This is a genomic window from Saccharopolyspora phatthalungensis, from assembly GCF_014203395.1.
In the GTDB taxonomy this organism is placed as follows: domain Bacteria; phylum Actinomycetota; class Actinomycetes; order Mycobacteriales; family Pseudonocardiaceae; genus Saccharopolyspora; species Saccharopolyspora phatthalungensis.
In genome coordinates this window covers 5,780,971-5,801,682 of record NZ_JACHIW010000001.1, presented here as the reverse complement: position 1 = coordinate 5,801,682, position 20,712 = coordinate 5,780,971, and the positions used below count along the sequence as shown (strand labels likewise).

Sequence of the window (20,712 nt, the reverse complement as noted above, 5' to 3'; positions counted from 1 at the left end):
TACTGTCGCTCAGGAGGAACAGAAATCACTCTTCTGATTCTCCGCGAACGTGGCTTCGACGATTTACGGTGATCCCGGCGGCGGAGGTGGCCGCGGCACACCTGCGCACGAGTACACCAACGAGCTGGAAGAGGTGCATGTCGGTGCAGTCGACGTTGAACTCCGTGATCGGTCCGGACGCCCCCGCCCGGGTCGACGGCGGAGGCGAGTACCTCTCGCGCAACCCGGCGAACCTGGAGGACGTGGTCGCCAAGGTCTCCCTCGGCGGACCCGAGACGCTGCCGGCCGCGACCGAGCAGGCGCAGCGGGCCCAGCGGGAATGGGCCCAGGTGCCCGCGCCGGTGCGCGGACGGGTGGTGGCCGGGCTCGGCCGGCTGGTCGAGGCGAACAAGGAGTCGCTGGCGCGGCTGGTCACCCGCGAAATCGGCAAGCCCTACGCCGAGGCGCTCGGTGAGGTGCAGGAGATCATCGACACCTGCGACTTCTTCCTCGGCGAGGGCCGCAGGCTCTACGGGCAGACGGTCCCCTCGGAGATGCCGGACAAGCAGCTGTTCACCTTCCGCGTGCCGGTGGGCGTGGCGGTCGTGATCACCGCGGGCAACTTCCCGGTGGCGGTGCCTTCCTGGTACATGGTGCCCGCGCTGCTGTGTGGCAACGCCGTGGTGTGGAAGCCCGCCGAGTACGCCGCGGGTGCGGCGCGGGCGCTGGCCGAGCTGGCCTGGCGCGCCGGGGTGCCCAAGGGCGTGCTCAACCTCGTCTACACCGATGGCGAGGCCACCTTCAAGGGGCTGGAGTCCGCGCTGGCGGCGGGCACCGTGAACAAGGTCGGCTTCACCGGTTCCAGCGCGGTCGGCGCGCGGGTCGGCGAGCTGTGCGGCCGGTACCTGCAGAGCCCGTGCCTGGAGCTGGGCGGCAAGAACCCGATGATCGTCGCGCCGGATGCGGAACTGGACCTGGCGGTGGAGGGCGCGCTGTTCTCCGGGTGGGGCACCGCCGGGCAGCGCTGCACCTCGCTGGGCAACCTGATCGTGCACCGCGACGTGCACGACGAGTTCATCCGGCGGCTCGACGCGGCGCTGCGGGCAGCCGCGATCGGTGACCCGACCGGTGATGTGCTCTACGGCCCAATGCTGGACCAGAAGTTCGCCGACAACTTCGAGACGATCCTGGGCACCATCGCCGACCACCACACCGTGCTGGGCTCGGAATCGGTCGGGCGGATCGGCGAGTCCAAACCGCGCAAGGGTTTCCGGGGCGATGCCTCGACCGGCCTGTACTACCACCCGGTGCTGCTGGACGGGCTGCGCCCGGACGACCACGTGTTCCGCAACGAGACCTTCGGCCCCATCGTCGGGGTCACCACCTACGACACCTTGGACGAGGCCATCGAACTGGGCAACGCGCCGGGGTACGGGCTGTCCGCTGCGATCTACACCACGGACCCGGCCACCGCATTCCGGTTCCGGGAGGGCATCGGCGCGGGCATGGTCAGCGTGAACAATTCGACCTCCGGCGCGGAGGCGCACCTCCCCTTCGGCGGCAACGGCAAGTCCGGCAACGGCAGCCGCCAGTCCGGCATCTGGGTGCTCGACCAGTTCACCCGCTGGCAGTCGTTGAACTGGGACTTCTCCGGCAAGCTGCAGAAGGCCCAGATGGACGTCGACACCGTCGAGCCGGAGCTGGACTTCCGGCTACCGCCCGAGCTCGGCGGTGCCCGGTGATGCTGCCGGGCCGGGCCGAGGTCGTGGTGATCGGCGGCGGGGTGGTGGGCGTCAGCACCGCCTTCCACCTCGCCGAGGCCGGGGTGAATGTGCTCCTGCTGGAGCGCGACGAGCTGGGCGAAGGCAGCACCAGCAAGGCCGCGGGCGGGGTGCGGGCGCAGTTCTCCGAACCGGTCAACATCGAGCTCGGGCAGCGCAGCTTGCGCGCGTTCGAGAACTTCGCGCAGCGGCCCGGCGGCGAAATCGACCTCAAACAGGTCGGGTACCTGTTCCTGCTGGCCTCCCCCGAAGACGTCGCGACGTTCGAGAACAGCGTGCGGGTGCAGAACGAGCTCGGCGTGCCGAGCAGGATGCTGACCGTCGCCGAGGCATGCGAACTCTCGCCCTACGTCGTGCCCAACGGGCTACTGGCCGCGGCCTTCTCCCCCACCGACGGACACTGCACGCCCGAAGCCGTGGTGCAGGGTTATGCGCAGGCGGCCCGCCGGCACGGCGCCCTGCTGCGACGGCACTGCCCGGTCACCGGGATCGAGGTCACCAGCGGACAGATCAGCGCGGTGCACACCGACTTCGGCACCGTCGAGACGTCCACTGTGGTCTGCGCCGCGGGTGCCTGGTCGGCGACGGTCGGTGCGTACGCCGAGGTCGAGCTGCCGGTCCTGCCGTTACGCCGGCAGATCCTGGTCACCGAGCCCGTGCCGGATCTGCCGCCAAGACTGCCCTTCACCATCGACTTCGAAACCAGCTTCTACTTCCACGACGACGGCCCCGGCCTGCTCATCGGCATGTCCGATCCCGACGAGGAGTACGGCTTCCGGCTGAGCACCGACGACCGCTGGCTCGGTCGGCTCACCGACGCGGTGGGGCAGCGCGCGCCGCGGCTGGCCGACATCGGCGTGGCGCACTGCTGGGCCGGGCTCTACGAGATCACGCCGGATCACAACGCCCTGGTGGGCGAGGCCGAAGGACCGGGCCGGTTCCTCTACGCCACCGGGTTTTCCGGCCACGGTTTCCTGCAGGGACCGGCCATCGGCGAGGTGATGCGCGACCTCGTGCTCGGCCGGCCGCCGGTGGTCGACGTCACCGGACTCGACGTCCGCCGCTTCGCCGGGGCCGAGATCCGTCCCGAGCACAACTGTGTCTGAACCCTCCTCTCCCCCGACCGGGCTGCGCGCGGCGCAGCTGAAGAAGGAGCGCGAACCGTGCGTGATCTGTTGCAGGAGATCGACGAGTGGGGCCCGGAGAAGGTCGTGTGCGTCTCGGACGCACGCACCGGCATGCGCGGCGTGCTGGTCATCGACAACACCGCCCGCGGCACCGGCAAAGGCGGCACCCGGATGAGCCCGACCGTCACCGTCGGCGAGATCGCCCGGCTGGCCCGCGTGATGACCTGGAAGTGGGCCGCGGTCGACCTCTTTCACGGCGGCGCGAAGGCGGGCATCTTCGCCGATCCGGACTCGCCGAACAAGGAGCGGATCGTGCGGGCCTTCGCGCGGCGGCTGGCCGACCAGATCCCGGCCAGCTACGTCGCCGGGCTGGACATGGGGATGACCGAGCACGACGCGGCGATCATCCAGGACGAGCTCGGCGATCGTGGCGCGGCGGTCGGCGTGCCGGAGTCGCTGGGCGGGGTGCCCTACGACCAGCTGGGCGTGACCGGTCATGGCGTCGCCGAGGCAGTGGACGCGGCGCTGGCGCGGCAGGGCCGCGGCGTTGCCGGGGCGCGGGTCGCGGTGCAGGGCTTCGGCGCCGTCGGGGCGGCTGCGGCGAAGCGGCTGCATGAGCTCGGCGCCCAGCTCGTCGCGTTGTCCACAATAGACGGATCGGTGCACGATCCGGCCGGGCTCGACGTGCCCCGGTGGCTGGATGCCCGCGCCGAGTTCGGCGACGCGTGTGTGGCCAAGGCGTCGGCCGATCAACGGATACCGCGCGGCGAGGAGCTCGTGGTGGACTGCGACGTGCTGATCCCGGCCGCCGGGCAGGACGTCATCGACGAAGCCGTCGCGGCCCGGATCCGGGCCGGGTTGGTGGTGGAGGGCGCGAACCTGCCCACCACGCCCAAGGCCCGCGAAGTGCTGGCGGCCCGCGAGGTCACCGTGGTGCCGGACTTCATCGCCAACGCCGGCGGCGCCATCGCGGCCGGTTTCGCGATGGACGCTCGGCATTCCGCGTTCCGGCCGGAACCGGCGGCGATCCTGCGGACCGTGGCCGAGCGGACCCGCGCCAACACCGTGCTGGTGCTGGACACGGCGCGGGCCGAAGGGGTGCTGCCGCACCATGCCGCGCTGGGCCTGGCCAAGCAGCGCGTGCGAACTGCGATGGAGCTGCGGGGCCGGGTGCCCGAGCCCGCCACCGCATGAGGGCTGTCCGTGAACTCGACTGGCGTGGCGGAACCCCGGGCGCGATCCCGGTCCGGGGTTCCCGGATCAGGCGTGCCCGATGCACAGTGGGGCTGTCATCCAGGGACGACGCCTGAGGACCCGCGGCGGTGCCGTCCGAGGACATCGGCCGAGCGGCTGTGCCGCTGCGAAGACAGGAACTGAGCAGCCTATGAGGGCGAAGTCAATTGGTGATGTTTCCGGTTTTGGGCGTGCGGCAGTGTCCCCGCGGGTGTGCGGGGTTGATCATGGTGGGTGGTGATGTGGTGGGTGGCGTGACTGGCCGGGGTGGCGGGTGCCTGCGCCCACTCTCCGTGCTCGACCTAGCGAACAACCGGGTTTGTCCCAACAGCCCTCATCCGAGCTTGGGTGGAGGGTGGGCGGGGCGCCCCTGCTCAGTTCCGGGTTCTGCCCAAGGAGGAGTCGGGTTCGCCCCGCCCATGGCCAGTGTCGCGCTATGCGGCCTGCGGCGCCACCTCCTTCGTAGTGCCGGCGGCAACCGCCGGATCCCAGGCCACCCGGCGGGTGACGACCACGAACAGCTGTCGCAGCAGTGCCGCTGCGAGGGCCGTGCGGGCTTGTCCCGGGCGCAGCGGGTTGGTTTCACGGGTGGTCAGGTGCGTATAGCGGGCGGTGTAGACCGGGTTGTGGGTCAGTGCGCCCCAGATGGCCCGCCAAGCGGCGGTGCGCAGTCCGGGGCGGCCGCGGCGGGAGACCGTGGTGATGCCGTGAAAGTTCCCGGATTCGTTGGCACGTGGGCACAACCCCGCATGCTTGACCCAGGTTCGGGCACAGTCGAAGCGCGCTGGGTCGCCGGTCTCGGCGAGGATGGCGGCGGCCCCGACGACCGACAACCCCGTGATGGTGGTGACCAACGTGGACAGTTCCAGGGTGTCGAGGACCTCGATCATGCGGGCCTCAACGTCGGCGAGCTGCCCCAGGGCATGGTGCCAGTCGTCGAGTGCGTAGGCCGCTCGTTCGCAGGCCGCGGCTTGCTCGGTAGCAACCCCGCCAGGTGTGCGAGCGGCGTCGAAGATCGCGCGCAGAATGCGCAGATTGCGGCGGCTGCCACCCCAGCGGGGAAGTTCGTCACGCACTGCCGCGGCAAAGGCATCAAAGCCCATCGCCATGATCCGGGCCGGGTCGGTGGACACCGCCATGGCCACCCGCCAGGTCAGCGTGTCCAAAGGCTTGCTCGCGGTGGACAGCACCGCAGGCCAGGCACACTCCAGCAGATCACGCAAACGCTGCCGGGCCGACCCCGCGGCAACAAGCTGATCGGCACGGCGAGCCCCCAGATGCCGCAGGCGACACCAGTGCCCCTCCAGCACATAGGGCACGTAACAGCGCAGTTCCGCGACGCGTTTGGCGATGATCGTGGCGTCTTTGAAGTCCGACCGGTCGCGGGTGAAGTCCTCTTCCTCCCGGCCACGGTGCACCAGCATCGGGTTCACACACACCAGCTCAACTCCGCGAGCGCGGGCCCGGTCCAGCAGCGGCTTCCAGCGATGCCCGGTCGGCTCGCACCCCAGCACCACACCGGCGAACCCCGCCTTGGCGGCGACCGGCCCGGCCCAGTCCAGGATGTCATCGATCACCCACGCATCCCCGCTGAACATGCGTCGGCCCAGCACCCGCGAATCGTGATCGGCGACCACCGCCGCCTGCTTGGCCAAGGCCAGATCGACCGCGACCACCGCGAACTCGCGGCGCACGATCGATCGCAACCGGGTCAGCCGCTCGTTCCGACGACGATCACCGCGCGTAAGCGCCCTGACATGAGACACAGCATCCTCCTCGATAGCAACTGATCCAGAACCCGAACACTCACAAGAAGGAGACCTGCGCAATGAACTCCGGATCAACCACTACCCGTACTTACTAGGGGTCAGGCGTGTTCAACCCGATCCACTTGAGGACGCTGCAGGAATGCGTCCGTACCGGCTCGTTCGCCGAGGCCGGGCGGGTGCTCGGCTACACCGCATCCGCCGTGTCCCAGCAGATGGTGCTGCTGGAACGCGCGATCGGCGCGACGCTGTTCGAGCGCTCCGCGCGCAGTGCTCGCAGCACCGCGCTGGCGATCCGGCTCGCCGACCGCAGCCGCGACGCGCTCGGCGCGCTCGACGCGCTGGAGCGCGAGGTCCGGTCGATGGTCGCCGGCGAGGAAGGCAGCCTGCGGCTGGCCAGTTTCGCGACCGCCAACGCCCGGGTGCTGCCGGACGTGCTCGCCGCCGTGATCGCCCAACGGCCCAGCGCCGAGGTCCAACTCGACGAGGGCGAACCGGACGAGGTGCTCGACGGTGTGCTCGACGGCGTCCTGGACGCCGCCGTGGTGTTCGAGTACGACCTGGACCCCCGGCAGTGGCCGATCGAGCTGTGCGTGGAGGAACTGATGGCCGAACCGCTGCGGCTCGCGCTGCCCGAGACGCACCGGCTCGCCGGAGCCCCCGAGGTGGACCTGCGCGAGCTCGCCGGGGACGCCTGGATCTGCACCCGGCAGGACACCTCGGGCGCGCGGGCGCTGGTGCGACTGGCCGCCGCGGTCGGCTTCGTACCGAAAATCACCTTCCGCAGCAACGACTATGCCGTGATCCGGGACCTGGTGGCCCGCGATCTCGGGGTGGCGGTGCTGCCGGGGCTAGCGATCCCGGACGATCGCGTGCGGATTTCCCGGATCGCCGGCTGGCAGCCGCACCGCCGGGTCAAGGCGCTGTACCGCAAGCAGAACACCAACCCGCTGCTGCCGATCGCGCTGGAATGCCTGGCCAAGTCCTGCGCCCAGGTGGCCAACGACTGGCACGGGGAACCGGAGGCGTCATGAGCGGGGATGTCCAGGAAGGCCGACCGGGTATCGGCGTCCCGCACCACGCCGAGGCGCCATGTGGTCGTGAGTGATCGTTGCGGCGAGAACCGGGGCCGTCGCCGACGAGCGGCGTTGCGCAGAACACGGAGGAACGATGAGCGACAAGACCGAGCCGGTCGACGAGCACTTCCGGAACGCGGTCGCCGCGTTGCCACCTCGACCACCCGCGACGTCCGGGCTGGCCGAGGAGTTGCTGGCATTGTTCGACGCCCAGGCCGGTAGCAGGCACCTGGACTTGCGGGCGCGGCTGCTGGGTTCGCAGGGGAAGGGCTTCTACAGCATCGGTTCGTCCGGGCACGAGTCCAACGCCGCGGTCGCCGCCGCGCTGCGGCCGACGGATCCGGCGTTGCTGCACTACCGCTCCGGCGGTTTCTACGTGCGCCGCGGGTTGCAGGTGCCGGGCCAGCACCCGCTGCGCGACGTGCTGCTGGGCATCGTCGCCTCGGCCGACGAGCCGATTTCCGCCGGGCGGCACAAGGTTTTCGGTAATGCCGAACTGTCCGTCATCCCGCAGACCTCGACCATCGCCTCGCACCTGCCACGCGCGGTCGGATTGGCGTTCTCGCTGGGCCGGGCGGCCAAGCTCGGGGTGCCGGCGACCTGGCCCGCGGACTCCGTGGTGGTGTGCAGTTTCGGCGACGCCTCGGCCAACCACTCCACCGCGACCGGCGCGATCAACTCGGCATTGCACTGCGCTTTCCAGGGCTTGCCGATGCCGTTGCTGCTGGTGTGCGAGGACAACGGCATCGGCATCAGCGTGCGCACGCCGCAGGGCTGGATCGAGTCCACCTATGGTGACCGCAACGGCTTGCGGTACTTCACCGTCGACGGCGCGGATCCGCTGCGTTGCCTGGCGGTGGCCAAGGAGGCCGCGGACTGGGTTCGGGAGAACCGCGCTCCGGCTTTCCTGCACCTGAGGACGGTGCGGTTGATGGGGCACGCCGGGTCGGACGTGGAGTCCGGTTACCGGTCCCGAACCGAGATAACCGGGGATTACCGACGCGATCCGCTGCTGGCCACGGCAAAGGCGCTCGTCGACAACGGGATTCTGCGGCCCGACCAGGTGCTCTCGCGCTACGAGGACAAGCGTGCCGAGGTCGCGCGAATCGCCGATGAGGCGCTTGGCCGGCGAAAGCTGCGCAGCGCCGCCGAGGTGATGGCCACGATCTGCCAGGACCGACCGGACGCCGTCGCACGCCGGGCGGGCGAGGTTCCCCCGCGACGCCAGGAATCCTTCGGCGACCGGCTCCCGGAATCCGAGGGGCCGCTGACCCTGGCGCAGGCGATCAACCGGTCGCTGGCCGACGAACTGGCCCGCGACCCGCGCGTCGTGGTCTTCGGCGAAGATGTCTCCCGCAAGGGTGGGGTGTACGGCGTGACGCGCGGGCTGCGCAAGAAGTTCGGCGGCAGCAAGGTGTTCGACACGCTGCTGGACGAGCAGAGCATCTTGGGCACCGCGCTCGGCGCCGGGTTGGCCGGCCTGCTGCCGATCCCCGAGATCCAGTACCTCGCCTACGTCCACAACGCGGCCGACCAACTGCGCGGTGAGGGCAGCACGCTGAGCTTCTTCTCCAACGGCCAGTACCGGAACCCGATGGTCCTGCGCATCGCCGGTTATGGATACCAGAAGGGCTTCGGCGGTCACTTCCACAACGACAACAGCGTCGCCGCCCTGCGCGACCTGCCTGGCGTGGTGATCGCATCGCCGTCCCGGCCGGACGATGCCGCCGCGATGTTGCGCACCTGCGTGGCGGCCGCGCACGAGGACGGCCGGATGAGCGTGTTCCTGGAGCCGATCGCGCTCTACCACAGACGCGACCTGCATGAACCCGGCGATGGCGGGTGGCTGGCGCGGTATCCCGCGCCCGGCGAACACCACGTGCCGATCGGGCGCGCCCGTGGGTATGGCGACGGCGACGACCTCACCCTGGTCAGCTTCGGCAACGGTGTGCCGATGAGCCTGCGAGTCGCGAACCGGCTGCGGGAGCGCGGTATCGGGGTCCGCGTGCTCGACCTGCGGTGGCTGGCGCCGCTGCCGATCGAGGACCTGCTCGCCGCGGCAGGTGCGACCGGCCGGGTCCTGGTGGTGGACGAAACCCGGCGCAGCGGAGGCGTTTCCGAACCGGTGGTGACGGCGCTCGTCGACGGTGGGTTCGACGGCCCGATCGCCAGAGCCACCAGCGAGGACAGTTTCATCCCGCTCGGCGCGGCGGCCTACCACGTTCTCCTCGACGAAGACACCGTCGAAACGGCGGCCCTGGAACTCGCGAAGAAGTGACCCGCGAGCACACTCGACCTCATTCGGTACGCCAGCAACTGATCGTTTGGGTGTGCCCAGCTTCCCCAAGGGACGCCGGGGAATTCGCGTGACGCTCAGCGGTCCGGATCGCCGAAGACCTTGCCGGGGTTGAAGATCCCGGCGGGATCGACGGCGCTTTTGACCGCTTGGTGCATGCCGATCACCGCCGGGCTGAGCTCGGCGTGCAAGCCCTTGCGCTTGAGCAGGCCCACGCCGTGCTCCCCGGTCACGGTGCCGCCCAAGGAAATGGCGTCCGCGACGATGTCGTCGAAGGCCCGTTGCGCGCGCAGCCGGGCTTCCTCGTCGCCGGGCGGCGTGATGATCAGGGGGTGCAGGTTGCCGTCTCCGGCGTGCGCGATGTTGGCTATCCGGGTGTCGTGGCGCCGCGCCGCCGCCTCGATGCGGCCCAGCATCTCCGGCACCTTCGCGCGCGGCACGCACACGTCCTCGGTGAGCACCGGGCCGAGCCGTTCCAGCGCCGGGTACGCCAGTCGGCGCGCGGCGAACAGCGCGTCCGCCTCGTGCTCGTCGGTGGATCGGGCGCTCCAGGTCGCACCCGCCGCGTCGAAGCAGCGCAGCAGCGCGTCGACTTCCTGTTCCCCCGCTGCGCCAGGCGCGTCCGAACGGCCGAGCAGCAACACGTTCGCCTCCGCGCTCAGGCCCATGTTCTTCCACTCGTCGACCGCCTTCAGGCAGTGCCGGTCGAGCAGTTCCAGCGCCGAGGGAACCACCCCGGCCGCCGCGACGGCAGCCACCGCTTCTCCTGCCTCCACAAGGGAATCGAAGTAACCGACCACGGTGCGCTCCGGGGCGCGCAGGCCGGGCAGCAGCTTCACGGTGATCTCGGTGATCACCCCGAGCGTGCCTTCGGAGCCCACGAACAGCCCGCACAGGTCGTAACCGGCAACGCCTTTGGCGGTGCGGCGCCCCAACCGCACCACGTCGCCGTTGCCGACGACAGCCTCCAGGCCCAGAACGTAGTCGCGGGTCACGCCGTACTTCACGCAGCACACGCCACCGGCGTTGGTGGCGACGTTGCCGCCGATGGTCGACCACGGCGAGCTGGCCGGGTCCGGTGGATACCAGGCCCCGTGCTCGCGGCAGGCCGCCCGCAGATCGTCGTTGACCACGCCCGGCTGCACCACCGCCAGTTGCTCCCGCGGATTGACCTCCAGGATCTCGTCCATCCCCTGCAAGGAGATGAGCACGCAACCGTCGATCGCGTTCGCACCGCCCGACAGACCGGTCCCGGCACCTCGCGGCACCACCGGAATTCCCAGCTCGGCGCAGATCCGCACCACGGCGACCACATCATCGGTGCTGGTCGTGCGCGCCACCGCCAGCGGCTTGCCGTACGGGGCCCATTCGGCATCGTCGTGCGCGAAGCGAGCAACGGAATCGGGGTCGGTCAACAGCACCGGCTCCGGCAGTCCCGCGCGTAGCGCCGCAAGTGCCTTCTCCGCCGTGCCCGACATGTCCTCCTCCGTCCGCTGCGAACTCCTCCCACATTAACCAATGCGGACCACGCCGTTGCCCCGCGGCGACCGTGACCCACCGACTGCTCGCCGTGCGTTCGCCACGATGACGGCGTTCAGCGACCGCCAGACGGCTTGCCTACCGCGACGGCTCGAACGACGAGAAACAGCCAGGTGTCACGCCGAGAAGTGGCGCTGCCAGATCTTGCGCGACGTGGCGATCGGGTCGGCGACCACCGTCGAGGGGACGTTCCACACCCGGGCCCGGCGATCGGCGGTGGTGTAGGGGGGCCAGCCCGGATCGCCCGTGGCGGCAAAGGAAACCCAGGCCTTGCGCAGCTCCCCCGACAGGGCCTCGAATTCGGGCGGGGGCGCGCCACCGAACATCGGCTGGGTCAGCTCGCTCTCGGCGACGCCGAAGGTGAACGGCACGTCCAACCCGTGGCACGCGCCAAGCGCGCCGCCGCGCGCCGGGCTCGGCCAGGCGAATTCGTACAGGTAGCTGCGCCCACCACCGGCGGCGTGTCCCTCGGCGCACCACAGCGACGGCATCCGGAACACCTGGTCGCTGACCATCAGGGTGTACAGGTCCGCATCGCCGATACCGGGGAATCCGGTGCGGTACTCGTCGACCATCGACGGTGCGAGCCGCAGTCCTTGCGCCAACTCCGCCGGATCCTGTGCCTCGGCCGGCAGGTCCACCGTGAACAATCGGCCCTCGTCGGTCAGGTAACCGCTGATCAGGTCGACACCGCGGCCCGCGCCGCCGCGCAGCGCAACCCACGGCAGTTCGCTGAGCACTAAGCCGTCGAGGACGACCGCATACGGCGTGGCGTTGGTCCAAGCCGAGCGGTTCTGGTTCATCTCCATCATCGCGGGCATCTGCGCCCCGTGCACCGCCTCCGGCGGCAGCTCCCCGAGCGCCTCCGCGGTGGCACGCACTCCCAGCCTGCCGATGATCAGCTCACCGAGCTCGCGGCTTTCGTCTTCGTCGCAGAACAGGCTGCCGACGCTCTGCGCGATGGCGCGACGGAACAGCCCAGTTCCGGCAGAGCCGCCGAGCAGCGTGGCCACCGAGGTGCCGCCGGCGGATTCGCCGAAGATCGTCAGGTTGTCCGGGTCCCCGCCGAAGGCGGCGATGTTGTTGTGCACCCAGTGCAGCGCGGCGAGCTGGTCCAGGATGCCGCGGTTGGCCGGGGCGTCGGAGACCCAACCGAAACCCTCGTAGCCGACCCGATAATTCACCGTCACCACGACCACGCCGGCGCGGGCCAATCCGGCGCCGTCGTAGGACAGGGCGTCACTGGTGCCGCCCAAGAACGCGCCGCCGTGCAGCCAGACCATCACCGGCAGGCCGCCGCCGCGGTCCGGGGTCCACACATTGAGGCTGAGGCAGTCAGTGCTGTCGCCGGGATGCCACACCGCCGGGAGGCCCGGCACCATCGCCAGCTGCGGCACCGATGCGCTGAACGCCGAGGCGTCGCGCACGCCACCCCAACGCTCCGGGGCCAATGGGGCCTGAAACCGCCGCGCGCCGTCCAGCGGTGCCGCGTACGGAATCCCCTTGAAGACGCTCAGTTCACCGTCGGCGGTGCCACGGACTGCGCCGTACTCGGTCCGGACTACAAGATCCACGCCTCCATACAACCACCAGAACCCGGGCTGCGCGGGTCTAGGGCGATCGGCGCGGGTCATGCCTTACGACCAGTCGTCGAGTTCTGCCACCGACAGCGGCAACGCCGCACTGAACTTCTCTAGGTCCGGCAGCGCCGCGCGGTTGGCTTGCACGCCGACGTGCACAGTGTCGCGGTACTGCGACACCGCGAGGGACAACGCATGCCCGGGCGCCAGCGGGGCCACCGGGAAAAGCTCGGTCAGTGCCGCTCCGTTCAACGTGGCCGGGAGGTCCGGCAGCGGCACGTTGGTGATCACCGTGTCGAACAGCAGTGCCGCGCTCTGCCCGGCCAACGGGGTGGCCACCTGGTGCACGATCTGCGGCATCCGCCCGGCCAGCACCGGGAACGCGCCGGGCCCGCGCAGCGGACCCGCGCTCTTGTTGCGGCCCATGTCGGCCCGGATCGCCTGCAACCGCGCAACCGGGTCCGACTCCCCCACCGGCAGGTCGCAGAGGTAGCCGGAAAGCTGGTTGTTCCCACGCGTGTTGTTGCCGCGCCGCCGGCTAACCGGGATCAGCGCCCGCACCGGCAATTCGTCGAGCGGGTGTCCGCGGTCTGCCAGCCACCGGCGAAGCGCACCGGTGAGCACCGCGAGGACCACGTCGTTAGTGGTGCCGCCGTGCCGGGCGCGGATCCGCCGCAGGTCGGCCAGGTCGATCGGGATCAGTGCCAGGCGCCGCGCCACCGACGAGGAAGCGCGCAGCGGGGAATCCGGGAGCGGCACCCGCATGTTGCGCACCACCGACGAGGCGATGCTCAGCGATTCACCGGATTTCGACAGGGTTCCGCGCACCGTGTCGATCAGCTGCTGCGGTCGCCGGAGCAAGTCCAGCGCGCCGCCGCGCGGGCTAGGCGGTGCCTGCGCCGCAGGTACGAAGCCGTCGAGCAGCCCCAAACCCACCTCGACGGCGTCCCTGCCGTCGACCAAAGCGTGGTGGAACTTCACCAGCACCGCGAACCGGCCGCCGTCCAGGCCGGTGATCAGATGCAGCTCCCACAGCGGACGACGCCGGTCCAGGGGGTAGGCGATCAGGTCCGAGATCAGCTCGGCCAGTTCCTCCCGGCCACCCGGCGACGGCACCTGGTGGCTGTGCACGTGGTCGGCCGCATCGAAGTCGCGCGCTTCCGCCCAGCGGGCTTGGCCCGGGAGCCACGACTGGTCGATCCGCAGCCGTAGCCGCGCGATGCACTGGGCCCGCTCGGCCAGCAGCTCCATCAGCCGCACCCGGGGCACCGGTTCCGTCGGCTGGAACACCGCGACCGCACCGACATGCATCGGTGCAGTCTCCTGTTCCAGGCACAGAAACGCCCAGTCAAGCGCGTTGACCTCACTCATCGTCGCCATCGCCGTACCTCGCCGCGCAATTCGAAAACAGGTTTCGGACATCATCGATTCGGGACCGGAATAGCCAATTTGTCAGCCGCGTTACGGAATGGTTTCCGACCCCGAAACACCTAGCGACCGGCAGATCCGGGCGGCGATCTGATCCGCGAGCGTGTCGAATGATCGCCCGGCGGACGTCGCGGCGGGTTCGTTCTCGGCAGGCGGTGCGATCTCGGCGCCGAGGTCACTTCCGACGTGCGGCGCTGGCGGCGGCAATCCTGGTAGCAACGGCACTGACATGGTCCTTCCTGTCTGTACGGGCAACGTCCGACAGCGCCAGAGCCGCGACAACGCTTGCGTCACGGCACTCGGCGGCGCCGTTTTCGACCCGGTGCGCCGTTGCACTTAGGTCCGAATTGGACTGAGTGTGACTCGCTGGACTGAATTGTGCCAACCGAACGGGCGTCGACTTTAGCGAAAAAAGGAAAGATGAAACCGACGGTACTCGGAAATGGTGAATCGGCGCGAGCATTGATCGCTCCGGTGGGTGGCAATCCGGCCCGTGCCGGTCACCCGCAAGCGTGCGCGATAGCCGCCCGGAACGGTCCCGGCGACCGGCTTCGATGACCCCTCGCACCGACCCGTCCCGAAGCCGAAGCCTGTTCACGTGACCGAAATCACTCCAATTTCAAGATCGGCAAGGTGCCCGCCGGGCTGTACGACAACGAAAAACCCCGCCGCCCCCGGCGGTGTTCTCCGGGGGCGGCAGGGTTTCGGCTCGACGCGTCAGGCGGCTTTCAGGACGCCGTCGGAGAGCCCGAGGTTGGCCACCACCTCGCGGGTGGCCTTGGCCCGGTTGAGGCTGTAGAAGTGCAGCGCCGGCACCCCTTCGGCGATCAGCTTCTCGCACAGCCGGGTGGTGATCTCCAGCCCGGCCGCCCGGAAACCGGCCGCGTCCTCGCGCAGCGGGTCCAGCACCGCCGACACTTCGTCCGGGATGGTCATGTTGCTCAGCTGCGTCGTCATGCCCAGCACCCGCGGCGTGGTGATCGGCATGATTCCGGGCAGCATCGGCTGGTGGCAGCCGCGCTGCGCCAGCCGGTCCCGCAGCCGCAGGAAGTACTCCGGCTGGAGGAACATCTGCGCCACCGAGAAGTCCGCCCCGGACCGCAGCTTGTTGACCATGTGCACGGTGTCGGACTCCAGGTCCACCGAACGCGGGTGCATGTGCGGGAACGCCGCGACACCCACGCTGAAGTCACCGCACTCGCGCACCAACCGGACCAGTTCGTCGGCGTAGGTGATGCCCTCCGGGTGTGGGGTCCACTCGCCCATCGGGTCGCCCGGCGGGTCGCCGCGGATCGCCAGCACATTGCTGATGCCCTCGGCCGCGTACGAGCCGATGACATGCCGCAGCTCGGCGATCGAGTGGTTCACCCCGGTCAGGTGCGCGACCGGCAACAGGGTGGTGTCGCTGGCGATCCGGCCGGTGGTGCGCACCGTGCGGTCCCGGCTCGAACCGCCCGCGCCGTAGGTCACGGACACGTAGGCGGGATCCAGCGGCTCCAACTCCCGGATGGCCCGCCACAGCTGGCGTTCCTCCTCGTCGGACTTCGGTGGGAAGAACTCCACCGAGAACACCGTGCGGCCGGGGCGCAAGCGGTCAATGACCCGAGTCATCCCTGGTCTCCTTCTCCCCAACTAGGTCGTTTCCAAGCGGTGCCGGTCGCGTACCGCAGGCACGCGACCCACACCGCCGCGGACTCCCAGACGCCGCCTCGCGAGGCCGACCCGATGTGGTGCACAACGCTTGCACACGAGACGGGATCCGACAAATAGGCGAGGTCTGCGGTTCCGCCGCCCGCACCGCCGAACAAGTCGCGTGCGCAGACGTCCTCGGTCGATCAGTAGCGGTAGTGGTCCGGCTTGTACGGGCCGTTGACGTCGACGCCGATGTAGGCCGCCTGCTCCTTGGTGAGCTTGGTGAGCTTGACGCCCAGGGCATCCAGGTGCAGCCGCGCGACCTTCTCGTCGAGGTGCTTGGGCAGCACGTAGACCTGCTTGTCATACTCGCCCGGCTTGGTGAACAGCTCGATCTGCGCGATCGTCTGGTTGGTGAACGAGTTCGACATCACGAAGCTCGGGTGCCCGGTGGCGTTGCCCAGGTTCAGCAGCCGGCCCTCGGACAGCACGATGATCGAGTGACCGTCGGCGAAGACGTACTCGTGGACCTGCGGCTTGATCTCCTGCTTGCGGATGCCCGGGACCTTCTCCAACCCGGCCATGTCGATCTCGTTGTCGAAGTGGCCGATGTTGCCGACGATGGCCTGGTGCTTCATCTGCGCCATGTGCTCCGCGGTGATGATGTTGAAGTTGCCGGTCGTGGTGACGAAGATGTCCGCGGTCGACACGACGTCTTCCAGGGTGGCGACCTGGTAGCCGTCCATCGCCGCCTGCAGCGCGCAGATCGGGTCGATCTCGGTGACGATCACCCGGGCGCCCTGGCCGCGCAGCGACTCCGCCGAACCCTTGCCGACATCGCCGTAGCCGCAGACCACCGCGACCTTGCCGCCGATCAGCACGTCGGTGGCGCGGTTGATGCCGTCGACCAGCGAGTGGCGGCAGCCGTACTTGTTGTCGAACTTGGACTTGGTGACCGAGTCGTTGACGTTGATCGCCGGGAACAGCAGATCACCGGTCTTGGCCAGCTCGTAGAGCCGGTGCACGCCGGTGGTGGTCTCCTCGGTGACGCCCTTGATCTCGCCGGCGATCTTGGTGAACCGCTTGCCGTCGGCGGCGAGGCTGTTGCGCAGCGTCTCCAGGATGACCTTGTACTCGTCGGGGTCGTCGGCGGTCGGCTGCGGCACCGCCCCGGCGGCCTCGAACTCGACGCCCTTGTGCACCAGCAGCGTGGCGTCGCCGCCGTCGTCGAGGATCATGTTCGGGCCCTGGTCACCGAACTGGAACAGCTGGTCGGTGCACCACCAGTACTCCTCCAGCGTCTCGCCCTTCCAGGCGAACACCGAGACGCCCGCGGGCTTGTCGGGCGTGCCGTTCGGGCCGACGACGACGGCCGCGGCCGCCTCATCCTGAGTGGAGAAGATGTTGCAGGACACCCAGCGGACCTCGGCGCCCAGCGCGACCAGCGTCTCGATGAGCACCGCGGTCTGCACCGTCATGTGCAGCGAACCGGCGATCCGCGCGCCCTTGAGTGGCTGCGAGGCCGCGTACTCCTTGCGGGTGGCCATCAGCCCGGGCATCTCGTGCTCGGCCAATCGGATCTGGTGCCGCCCGGCCTCGGCCAGCGCCAAGTCCTTGACGGCGAACTCCAGGCCGTTGACCTGCTGCAGCTTCGCGCTCATGGTTTCCTTTCTCGTTTCCCCACGGGTACGGGTGTCGTACGGGTGAATCAGGTGTTGAAGTACTTCGCCTCGGGGTGGTGGGCGATGATCGCGTCGGTGGATTGCTCGGGGTGCAGCTGGAACTCTTCGGAGAGCACCACGCCGATGCGCTCGGCCGCCAGCAGGTCGACGATCTTGGCCCGGTCCTCGATGTCCGGGCAGGCGCCGTAGCCGAAGGAATACCGCGCGCCGCGGTAGCCGAGCTTGAAGAACTCCCGCACGTCGGCCGGGTCCTCCTCGGCCACCGAACCGCCCGAGGCCCAGCGGAGTTCCCGCCGGACGCGGCGGTGCCAGTATTCCGCCAGCGCCTCGGTCAGCTGCACGCCCATGCCGTGCACCTCAAGGTAATCCCGGTAGGCGTTCTTCGCGAACAGCTCGTTGGCGTAGTCGGCGATCGGCTGACCCATGGTGACCAGCTGCATCGGCAGCACGTCCACCTGGCCGGTCTGCTCGGCCTTCTCCCGGCTGCGGAAGAAGTCCGCCAGGCACAGGCGCCGGTCGCGCTTCTGCCGCGGGAAGAAGAACCGGTGCCGTTCCGGAGCGTCCGGCTCGTCCTTGTCCAGCACCAAGAGATGGTTGCCCTCGGTCACGCACGGGAAGTAGCCGTAGACCACGGCCGCGTGCTGCAGGATGCCCGCGGTGGACAGCTCGTCGATCCAGTGCCGCAGCCGTGGCCGGCCCTCGGACTCGACGAGTTCCTCGTAGGACGGTCCCTCGCCCTTCTTCGCGCCGCGCAGCCCCCACTGACCGAAGAACGTGGCCCGCTCATCGAGCAGCGCGAGGTAGTCGGCGACCGCGACGCCCTTGACCACCTTCGAGCCCCAGAACGGCGGCGTCGGCACCGGCGAGTCGGCATCCACATCCGATCGCGTGGTGTCGTCGTAGCCGGGTTCCTCGCCCTGCTCGGCTTTGCGCTTCTCGGCGATCCGCAGCGACCGCTCGCGGCGCGCCTTGCGCTCGGCCTTCTTCGCCGCTTCCGCCGCGTCTTCCTCGGGGGCGTCGCCGCGCTTGACCGACATCAGCCGGTCCATCAGGTGCAGGCCCTCGAAGGCGTCCTTGGCGTAGCGCACGTCGCCCTGGTAGATGTCGTCGAGGTCATGCTCCACATAGGACCGGGTGAGCGCCGCGCCGCCCAGCAGCACCGGGTATTTCTCGGCGATGCCCCTGGAGTTCATCTCCTCCAGGTTGTCCTTCATGATCACGGTGGACTTCACCAGCAGCCCGGACATGCCGATGGCGTCGACCTTGTGCTCCTCGGCGGCCTCCAGGATGGCGTTGATCGGCTGCTTGATGCCGATGTTGACCACGTCGTAGCCGTTGTTGGACACGATGATGTCGACCAGGTTCTTGCCGATGTCGTGCACGTCGCCCTTGACCGTGGCCAGCAGCAGCTTGCCCTTGCCGCCGGAGTCGTCCTTCTCCATGTGCGGTTCCAGGTAGGCCACCGCCGCCTTCATCACCTCGGCGGACTGGAGCACGAACGGCAGCTGCATCTGCCCGGAGCCGAACAGCTCACCCACGACCTTCATGCCGGCCAGCAGGTTCTCGTTGATGATCCGCAGCGGCGGTTTCTCGCCCATCGCCGCGTCCAGGTCGACTTCCAGGCCGTTGCGCTCGCCGTCGACGATCCGCCGTTCCAACCGCTCGAACAGCGGCAGCTTGGCCAACTCCTCGGCCCGCGAAGCACTGCTGGACTTCGCGGTCTGGCCCTCGAAGATCTGCATGAGCTTCTGCAGCGGGTCGTAGCCCTCGCTGCGCCGGTCGTAGACCAGGTCGAGCGCGACCTGCCGCGGCTCCTCCTCGATCTTGCTCATCGGCAGGATCTTCGAAGCGTTCAGGATCGCGGTGTCCAGTCCCGCTTCCCGGCATTCGTTGAGGAACACCGAGTTCAGCACCTGACGCGCCGCCGGGTTGAGTCCGAACGACACGTTCGACAGGCCGAGCGTGGTCTGAACGTCCGGATGGCGCTTCTTGAGTTCCCGGATCGCGTTGATCGTCTCGATGGCGTCCTTGCGGACCTCTTCCTGACCGGTGGTGATCGGGAAGACCAGGCAGTCGATGATGATCGCGGACTTGTCCAGCCCCCAGTTGGTGGTCATGTCCTCGATCAGCCGCTCGGCGACCCGCAGCTTCCACTCGGCGGTGCGCGCCTGGCCTTCCTCGTCGATGCAGGTCACCACGACGGTGGCACCGTGCTCGACGACCAGCTTCATCACGCGTTCGTACCGCGATCCCGGCTCGTTGCCGTCCTCGTAGTTCACCGAGTTGACCGCGCACCGGCCGCCCAGGTGCTCCAGACCCGCCTCGATCACGTCCGGCTCCGTGGAGTCCACCATGATCGGCAGTGTCGAGGCGGTGGCTAGACGGGACGCCAGTTCCCGCATGTCGACCGTGCCATCGCGGCCCACGTAGTCCACGCACAGGTCCAGCATGTGCGCGCCCTCGCGGGTCTGCGCCTTCGCGATCTCCACGCAATCGTCGTAACGGCCGTCCAGCATCGCCACGCGGAACGCCTTGGAACCGTTGGTGTTCGTGCGCTCGCCGATGTTGAGGATCGATGCGTCCTGCTCGAACGGCACCGACTGGTACATCGACGAGATCGACGGGATGTGCTCGGGCTCGCGCGCCTGCGGCGTCAACGGCGCGACCGCCTCGGCCACCGCGCGCACGTGCTCGGTGGTGGTACCGCAGCAGCCGCCGACCAGGCGGGCGCCGTAGGAGTTGACGAACCCGACTAACGCCTCGGCCAGCTCGTCGGGCTGCAGCGGGTACACCGCACCATTGGGGCCGAGCTGGGGCAGACCGGCGTTGGGCATCACCGAGATCGGGATCCGGGAGTTCTGCGCCAGCACCCGCAGATGCTCGCTCATCTCCGCGGGACCGGTCGCGCAGTTCATCCCGATCAGGTCGATGCCCAGCGGCTCCAGTGCGGTCAGCGCCGCACCGATCTCCGAGCCGACCAGCATCGTTCCGGTGGTCTCCACGGTGACCTGCGCGATGATCGGCAGCTTCCGGCCGGCCTGGGCCATCGCCCGCTTCGCGGCGACGATCGCGGCCTTGGTCTGCAGGAGGTCCTGCGAGGTCTCCACCAGCACCACGTCGATGCCGCCGTCGAGCATGCCCAGCACCTGCTCGACGTAGGCGTCGCGCAGCACGGCGTAGGGCGCGTGCCCCAGCGTCGGCAGCTTCGTGCCGGGCCCGACCGAACCCAGCACGAACCGCGGCCGCTCCGGCGTCGAGTACTCGTCGGCGGCCTCGCGGGCCAGCGCCGAGCCCGTCTCGGCCAGTTCCCGGATCCGTTCCGGGATGTCGTACTCGCCGAGGTTGGCCAGGTTCGCGCCGAAGGTGTTGGTCTCGATCGCGTCCGAGCCGGCCTCCAGATACCCCCGGTAGATCGAGGACACCACGTCGGGCCGCGTCACGTTCAGGATCTCGTTGCAGCCCTCTAGGTTGGCGAAGTCGTCCAACGTGAGGTCGAACGCCTGCAACGCGGTGCCCATGCCGCCATCGGCGACGAGGACCCGTTCGCCGATGGCGGCCAGGAACCCGCTCGGATCGTTCTGCCGGTCTGCCAT

At 69.2% G+C, this 20,712-nt stretch carries 13 protein-coding genes; 5 read left to right on the top strand and 8 right to left on the bottom strand.

The window, feature by feature from the left end; all coding sequences use genetic code 11:
* Nucleotides 1-137 precede the first annotated feature (137 nt).
* The 3 genes from BJ970_RS26485 to BJ970_RS26475 are packed head-to-tail and all read left to right on the top strand — an operon-like array spanning nt 138 to nt 4,081.
* Complete coding sequence (locus tag BJ970_RS26485; protein WP_221467321.1) at nt 138-1,721, top strand: aldehyde dehydrogenase family protein; 1,584 nt, start codon at nt 138-140, stop codon at nt 1,719-1,721.
* A complete protein-coding gene (locus BJ970_RS26480; protein WP_184728715.1) occupies nt 1,721-2,866 on the top strand; it encodes an NAD(P)/FAD-dependent oxidoreductase in 1,146 nt (381 codons plus the stop codon). Before BJ970_RS26485 ends, BJ970_RS26480 begins: the two co-directional genes overlap by 1 nt.
* Nucleotides 2,867-2,923: 57 nt before the next feature.
* Nucleotides 2,924-4,081 (top strand): Glu/Leu/Phe/Val family dehydrogenase, encoded by a 1,158-nt coding sequence (locus tag BJ970_RS26475; RefSeq protein WP_184728714.1) that lies wholly within the window; start codon nt 2,924-2,926, stop codon nt 4,079-4,081.
* A 473-nt stretch (nt 4,082-4,554) separates the two neighbouring features.
* Here BJ970_RS26475 and BJ970_RS26470 read toward each other — a convergent pair whose 3' ends face one another.
* The gene (locus BJ970_RS26470) at nt 4,555-5,886 is read right to left on the bottom strand and encodes a transposase (protein ID WP_184722754.1); all 1,332 of its coding nucleotides are present in this window, start codon (nt 5,884-5,886) and stop codon (nt 4,555-4,557) included.
* 107 nt (nt 5,887-5,993) lie between these two features.
* Here BJ970_RS26470 and BJ970_RS26465 point away from each other — a divergent pair, with 107 nt between their 5' ends.
* Complete coding sequence (locus BJ970_RS26465; protein WP_184728713.1) at nt 5,994-6,920, top strand: LysR family transcriptional regulator; 927 nt, start codon at nt 5,994-5,996, stop codon at nt 6,918-6,920.
* Nucleotides 6,921-7,056: 136 nt separating this feature from the next.
* The gene (locus tag BJ970_RS26460) at nt 7,057-9,240 is read left to right on the top strand and encodes a thiamine pyrophosphate-dependent enzyme (protein ID WP_184728712.1); all 2,184 of its coding nucleotides are present in this window, start codon (nt 7,057-7,059) and stop codon (nt 9,238-9,240) included.
* A gap of 95 nt (nt 9,241-9,335) precedes the next feature.
* Here the strand turns inward: BJ970_RS26460 and BJ970_RS26455 are convergent, their stop codons facing one another.
* The 7 genes from BJ970_RS26455 to metH form a co-directional block, all read right to left on the bottom strand.
* On the bottom strand, nt 9,336-10,736 hold the full coding sequence (locus BJ970_RS26455; RefSeq protein WP_184728711.1) for an FAD-binding oxidoreductase: 1,401 nt from the start codon (nt 10,734-10,736) through the stop codon (nt 9,336-9,338).
* A 177-nt stretch (nt 10,737-10,913) separates the two neighbouring features.
* On the bottom strand, nt 10,914-12,371 hold the full coding sequence (locus tag BJ970_RS26450) for a carboxylesterase/lipase family protein (RefSeq protein WP_312864416.1): 1,458 nt from the start codon (nt 12,369-12,371) through the stop codon (nt 10,914-10,916).
* 63 nt (nt 12,372-12,434) lie between these two features.
* Nucleotides 12,435-13,757, bottom strand: coding sequence for a wax ester/triacylglycerol synthase family O-acyltransferase (locus BJ970_RS26445; protein WP_184728709.1), 1,323 nt, complete (start codon nt 13,755-13,757; stop codon nt 12,435-12,437).
* A gap of 81 nt (nt 13,758-13,838) precedes the next feature.
* On the bottom strand, nt 13,839-14,036 hold the full coding sequence (locus tag BJ970_RS26440; RefSeq protein ID WP_184728708.1) for a hypothetical protein: 198 nt from the start codon (nt 14,034-14,036) through the stop codon (nt 13,839-13,841).
* Between the two features lie 486 nt (nt 14,037-14,522).
* Nucleotides 14,523-15,416 (bottom strand): methylenetetrahydrofolate reductase, encoded by an 894-nt coding sequence (locus BJ970_RS26435; RefSeq protein ID WP_184728707.1) that lies wholly within the window; start codon nt 15,414-15,416, stop codon nt 14,523-14,525.
* A gap of 224 nt (nt 15,417-15,640) precedes the next feature.
* Complete coding sequence (ahcY, locus tag BJ970_RS26430) at nt 15,641-17,098, bottom strand: adenosylhomocysteinase (protein ID WP_184728706.1); 1,458 nt, start codon at nt 17,096-17,098, stop codon at nt 15,641-15,643.
* Between the two features lie 47 nt (nt 17,099-17,145).
* Nucleotides 17,146-20,712, bottom strand: a complete 3,567-nt coding sequence (gene metH, locus BJ970_RS26425; RefSeq protein ID WP_184728705.1) for a methionine synthase — start codon at nt 20,710-20,712, stop codon at nt 17,146-17,148.